We start from the raw sequence: 5702 nt of genomic DNA, 5'->3' as shown, positions 1-5702 counted from the left end.
ACATTCGATGGCATTCCCAAGGTGGAACTCGGTCAAATGTGGGAGCGGGCTTGCTCGCGAAGAGGCCAGTCGCATCAATACACACCTAGGTTTCTTGTGCTCTATAGGCCCCCGGCGTCAGCCCGGTCCACTTCTTGAACGCCCGATGAAACGCCGACGGTTCGGAAAACCCCAGCTGCTCGGCGATTTCCTGCAACGACAAATCCGCCCGCCCCAAATGATAGATCGCAATGTCCCGGCGCAACTCATCCTTGAGCGCCTGAAAGCTGGTGCCTTCCTCCCGCAAATGCCGACGCAGGGTCTGCGGGCTGATATGCAGGTGCTGGGCGACGGCTTCGAGGTCAGGCCAGGGCGTGCGGTCGCGGCTCAATAGGCGGCGCAACTGGCTGCTCAGGCTGTCGCCTTCATCCGGCCGCGACAGCAGGTCGGCCGGGGAGCGTTCGAGGAAATGCTTGAGGGTGCGCTCGTCCTGCAACAACGGCAGGCTCAGGTAGCGGCTGGGGAACACCAGGCTGCTGGTGGGTGCCGCGAATACCTGCGGGCAGGGGAACAGCAAGTCGTACTCACCGGCATGGGCCGGCGTCGGGTAGCTGAAGGTGGCCTGGTGCAGGCGGATGCGCTGGCCAATCAGCCAACTGCCGAGTCGATGCCAGATCACCAGCAGGCATTCGCTGAGGAAGTGATCCGGGTCCCAGAGTTGCGAATCGTCCAGGCTCAGGCGGGCCATTTCCCCTTCACGTGTCAGACGCCAGCGCGGACCCTGCGGGAATAGGCTATAAAATAATAAGCCGCGTTCCAGAGCCTTCTCCAGGGTGCGGCAGTGAATCAGCGCGTGGCACATCATGGCGAAGGTGCCGCGCTTGCTCGGGCCTTCGGCGAAGCCCAGGTATTCGTCATCCAGCGCCAGCCACAGCATTTGCAACAACTGGGTGAATTGCTCGGGGGCGATGCGGGCGCGGGGCTCGCTCAGCAGTTCCGCAGTGATGCCGACCTGCTGCAGCAGGCCCGAATAATCGTAGCCGGCCCGGCGAGCACCGCCGAGAGCGGCTCGGGCGTAGTGACTGGCGATGGTTCGTTCACGCATGAGGGGCCTCGTCCATTGAGTGGCGGATGTTAGCCACCCCGGGCGGGTGCAACAAGGCGGATATCCGCCAAATTGTAGGACGAGATCAGGCGAGCAGGCGGAAATCCGCCACTGTCTGTAGGCATAACCTTAAGCTGGAAATCGCCCGAGCGCTGATGTCTAAAGGCCTTCAGGGAGTTTCAGCAGAAGTGGCACGACGCTTGCGATACAGAGCGCAGGGAGACCGCCTCGAGCAGGCTCTCAAACAACAAATCCCTCCAGTGCAGGAGGGTTCGCAATTCAAGTGTCGTGGGCAATGGCGGATATTTGCCACACGGGACGATTGAGGAACTTTGCAATGACGACTCGTCAGCCACTGTACAAATCCCTGTATTTCCAGGTGATCGTTGCAATCGTTATCGGTATTTTGCTCGGTCACTTCTACCCGCAGACCGGCGTGGCCCTCAAGCCACTGGGTGACGGCTTCATCAAGCTGATCAAAATGGTCATCGCCCCGATCATCTTCTGCACCGTTGTCAGCGGCATCGCTGGCATGCAAAGCATGAAATCGGTCGGCAAGACCGGCGGCTACGCGCTGCTGTACTTCGAAATCGTCTCCACCATCGCCCTGCTGATCGGCCTGGTCGTGGTCAACGTCGTGCAACCGGGCGCCGGCATGCATATCGACGTGGCTACCCTGGACGCCTCCAAAGTCGCGGCCTACGTGACTGCCGGTGCCGACCAGAGCATCGTTGGCTTCCTGCTGAACGTGATCCCGAACACTATCGTTGGCGCGTTCGCTACCGGTGACATCCTGCAAGTGCTGATGTTCTCGGTGATCTTCGGTTTCGCCCTGCACCGCCTGGGTGCCTACGGCAAGCCGGTGCTGGACTTCATCGATCGTTTCGCCCACGTGATGTTCAACATCATCAACATGATCATGAAGCTCGCGCCACTCGGTGCCCTGGGCGCCATGGCGTTCACCATCGGTGCCTACGGCGTAGGTTCGCTGGTGCAGCTCGGTCAGCTGATGATCTGCTTCTACATCACCTGCATCCTGTTCGTGGTGCTGGTATTGGGCGCCATCTGCCGCGCACACGGCTTCAGCGTCCTGAAACTGATCCGCTACATCCGTGAAGAACTGCTGATCGTACTGGGTACTTCCTCGTCCGAATCCGCACTGCCACGCATGCTGATCAAGATGGAACGCCTGGGCGCCAAGAAGTCGGTAGTCGGCCTGGTTATCCCGACTGGCTACTCCTTCAACCTGGACGGTACTTCGATCTACCTGACCATGGCTGCCGTGTTCATCGCCCAGGCGACTGACACCCACATGGACATCACCCACCAGATCACCCTGTTGCTGGTACTGCTGCTGTCGTCCAAGGGCGCTGCTGGCGTGACCGGTAGTGGCTTCATCGTACTGGCCGCTACCCTGTCGGCTGTTGGCCACCTGCCGGTTGCCGGCCTGGCGCTGATCCTCGGTATCGACCGCTTCATGTCCGAAGCCCGCGCACTGACCAACCTGGTTGGCAACGCTGTTGCAACCCTGGTTGTGGCCAAGTGGGTCAAGGAACTGGACGAAGACAAGCTGAAAGTCGAACTGGCTTCCGGTGGTCGCGGTATCTCCGACACCCGTGAAGAAGACGACCTGGGCGTGGCCGAAGGCCCGGCTCCAACTGCCGTCAAGTAAGGCTGCAGCGTTTGTGAAAAACCCATCTTCGGATGGGTTTTTTTATGCCTTCGGGAAGCATCAGTCACTTCGGATGATGGTTTATGTGATTGCCGCCGACCGCCGGGTTTGCCTACTCTGTGGCCAATCGAATCGGAATCGGAGTCCGCATGTCAGGTCCCTTGGCGTCCCTCAAAGTACTGGATTTCTCCACCTTGCTGCCGGGGCCGTTCGCCTCGTTGCTGCTGGCCGACATGGGCGCCGAGGTGTTGCGCATCGAATCCCCCACACGCATGGACCTGCTGCGAGTACTGCCGCCCCATGACCAGGGCGTGTCGGCCAGCCATGCCTATCTGAACCGCAACAAACGCAGCCTGGCCCTGGACCTCAAACAGGCCGAGGCGGTGGCGATCGTGCGGCAACTGGTGGCGGACTACGACATCGTCCTCGAGCAGTTCCGCCCCGGGGTCATGGAGCGCCTGGGCCTGGGTTACGAGGCGTTGAAGGCGATCAACCCAAAGCTGATCTACGTCTCCATCACCGGCTACGGCCAGACCGGCCCCTACAAGGATCGCGCCGGCCATGACATCAATTATCTGGCCCTGGCAGGCATTGCCAGCTACACCGGGCGCCAGGACAGCGGGCCGTTGCCCTTGGGTGTGCAGTTGGCGGATGTGGGGGGCGGCTCGTTGCATGCGGTGATCGGTTTGCTGGCGGCGGTGATTGCCCGGCAGCACAGTGGGGTGGGGCAGTACCTGGACGTGAGCATGACCGACTGCGCCTTCAGCCTGAATGCCATGGCCGGCGCCGGTTACCTGGCGTGCGGCGTGGAGCCGGCGTGGGAGAACCAGGTGCTCAATGGCGGCAGTTTCTATGACTATTACCGATCGCGGGAAGGACGCTGGTTGTCGGTGGGCAGTCTGGAGCCGGCGTTTATGCAGCAGTTGTGTACGGCGCTTGGCCGCCCTGAATTGGCGGCAATGGGCCTGTCGCCCAAACCCGAGCAGCAGAAAGCCCTCAAGCTGGCGTTGCAGGTCGAGTTCGAGAAACGCAGCTTTGATGAGCTGTGTGAGCTGTTTGCCGGGATTGATGCGTGTGTCGAGCCGGTGCTGAATCTGAGCGAGGCCGTTGAACACCCGCAGTTGAAATCCCGGGAGCTGGTCAGCCAGGTGCCGCGGGGCGATGGTTCCAGCCAGGCGCAAATGGCCTGCCCGCTGAAGTTTTCCGAGGGCTTGCCGGCGGCCAGGCACATAGGCGCGGCGGTGGGCGCTCACAGCGATGAGGTGTTGGCGGAGTTGGGCTTCAGTGCTCAGCAGATAGACGATTTGCGGCGTGCCAAGGTAGTTCAGTAGCGCCTGGGCCGGCCCCTTCGCGAGCAAGCCCGCTCCCACATTCAACCGAGTTCCATCGTTGGAATGCGATCAAATGTGGGAGCGGGCTTGCTCGCGAAGAGGGCCATACAAGCACCACAAACCTCACTCGACGCGGGTTTCCCCGGTAAACACCAAAGTCTGCCGGCACCTGCGGCACAAATACCGCCGCCCCTGGCCCACCAACCCATGACGCTGGGGCGAAAACGGGAAGTCACTGTCGGCACACGGACAGCGGTAGATATACCGCGTGACGCGCCGCCGCTGGATTTCATAGGTGTGGCAGCGGTCCGGCGGCAGTTCGTAAACCCCACGCATGATCAGCTGCCATTCCTCGCCATGGGGCTGGATGCGCTCGCCGAACAATTGGTGGGCAATCAGGTGCGCCACTTCATGGGCGACTGTCTGTTTAAGGAAGTGTTGGCTGTTTTCACGGTAGAGCTGCGGGTTGAAGCGCAGCAGGTTCTCGTGCAAATGCGCGACACCGGCCTTCTGGCCCCGCAGCTTGAGGCTGACCTGGGGGCGTTTGAAGCTTCGTTTGAAAAAGGATTCGGCTTGCAGGAAACAATCTTCGACGCGGGTATTGAGTTGCTCGGGCATGCTGTACATATCTCCAGAGATGTCCAGTATGCCGCAAACAAGGGTGTATCCGAATCTGTCAGGCGCCGAATGGTCATGCATAACGCACAAAGCCACCTTGCGGTGGCTTTTCCTGCGGGTAAACCGCGTCAGTTGGTGTAGATCGGGCCTACGCCCAGCCCCCAGACGATCACGGTAAAGGCCATGATCGCCACCAGCACCACCAGGCCTACCGCCAGTACCGAGCTGGAAAACAGGAAGCCCTCGTCCGGGTGGATGTTCATGAAGGTCGGCAGCCCCACGTACAGCAGATACACCGTGTAGCAAATGGCCGCCGTGCCCACCACCATGCCCAGCCACATATGCGGGTACAGCGCCGCCAGCCCGCCGATAAACAGCGGTGTCGCGGTGTAGGTGGCAAACGCCACGCAGCGCGCCATGCTGGGGTTGGCGTCATAGGTGCGGGCCATCCAGTGAATGAACGCGCCCATCACCGCCACGCCGCCGAGCATCGCCGCGTAGGACATGAGGGTCATCCACAACGCGCTTTCCACCGTCAGCATCACCGGGGCGCGGCTGCCGATGACCCAACCCACCTGAGTGGTACCGATAAAGGCTGAGACAGCGGGGATGGCCGCGAGAATCAGCGTGTGGGTGAGGTACATGTGGCCGATGCTTTCTTCTTTATCGCCACGAATTTCCCGCCATTCCTGATCGGGGTGGGTGAAAAGTCCCACGACGTGATGGATCATGCCAGTCACTCCTGTCGTTATTACCATCGCCCCCCAGCGGAGCGCCCACGGGCCAATTGGCCTGAAAGGTCTGGATATATGTGCGACCTTATGTCGCAGTATAGAAAGTGATGACCGGAAAAAGTGTGGGGCTTTAGAGCAAATTGCGCTGTAAACATTGGGCTTAATCGCGGCGGGGTCTGTTGATTGGAATGCGGTCAACTGTGGGAGCGGGCTTGCTCGCGAATGCGGTGGGTCAGCTAAACACCTGGCGAATGACACTTCGC

At 60.7% G+C, this 5702-nt stretch carries 5 protein-coding genes; 2 read left to right on the top strand and 3 right to left on the bottom strand.

Translation table 11 applies throughout. The features are described from left to right. Positions 1 to 85 precede the first annotated feature (85 nt). Positions 86 to 1084, bottom strand: a complete 999-nt coding sequence (locus ACW9I6_RS30255; RefSeq protein WP_177022204.1) for an AraC family transcriptional regulator — start codon at positions 1082 to 1084, stop codon at positions 86 to 88. A 337-nt stretch (positions 1085 to 1421) separates the two neighbouring features. Between ACW9I6_RS30255 and ACW9I6_RS30250 the strand changes: the two genes are divergently transcribed. Together ACW9I6_RS30250 and ACW9I6_RS30245 are read left to right on the top strand one after the other, a co-directional pair. Beyond that, on the top strand, positions 1422 to 2756 hold the full coding sequence (locus ACW9I6_RS30250; protein ID WP_008435307.1) for a dicarboxylate/amino acid:cation symporter: 1335 nt from the start codon (positions 1422 to 1424) through the stop codon (positions 2754 to 2756). Between the two features lie 149 nt (positions 2757 to 2905). Then, on the top strand, positions 2906 to 4087 hold the full coding sequence (locus tag ACW9I6_RS30245; protein WP_457340159.1) for a CaiB/BaiF CoA transferase family protein: 1182 nt from the start codon (positions 2906 to 2908) through the stop codon (positions 4085 to 4087). Between the two features lie 123 nt (positions 4088 to 4210). Here the strand turns inward: ACW9I6_RS30245 and ACW9I6_RS30240 are convergent, their stop codons facing one another. Beyond that, entirely contained in the window at positions 4211 to 4705 is a 495-nt protein-coding gene (locus ACW9I6_RS30240; RefSeq protein ID WP_004371405.1) for a SprT family zinc-dependent metalloprotease, read from the bottom strand. Positions 4706 to 4833: 128 nt separating this feature from the next. Beyond that, entirely contained in the window at positions 4834 to 5436 is a 603-nt protein-coding gene (locus ACW9I6_RS30235) for a Yip1 family protein (protein WP_004371402.1), read from the bottom strand. Positions 5437 to 5702 lie beyond the last annotated feature (266 nt).

It is taken from the genome of Pseudomonas sp. SDO5522_S412 (genome assembly GCF_054071215.1).
The sequence above is the reverse complement of the archived record's forward strand: the minus strand, read 5'-3'. Positions and strand labels throughout refer to the sequence as shown.

Excerpts from the sequence above, each read along its gene's own strand:
- ACW9I6_RS30255 (WP_177022204.1), bottom strand. The coding sequence starts at position 1,084 with ATGCGTGAACGAACCATCGCCAGTCACTACGCCCGAGCCGCTCTCGGC.
- ACW9I6_RS30250 (WP_008435307.1), top strand. The coding sequence starts at position 1,422 with ATGACGACTCGTCAGCCACTGTACAAATCCCTGTATTTCCAGGTGATC.
- ACW9I6_RS30245 (WP_457340159.1), top strand. The coding sequence starts at position 2,906 with ATGTCAGGTCCCTTGGCGTCCCTCAAAGTACTGGATTTCTCCACCTTG.
- ACW9I6_RS30240 (WP_004371405.1), bottom strand. The coding sequence starts at position 4,705 with ATGCCCGAGCAACTCAATACCCGCGTCGAAGATTGTTTCCTGCAAGCC.
- ACW9I6_RS30235 (WP_004371402.1), bottom strand. The coding sequence starts at position 5,436 with ATGATCCATCACGTCGTGGGACTTTTCACCCACCCCGATCAGGAATGG.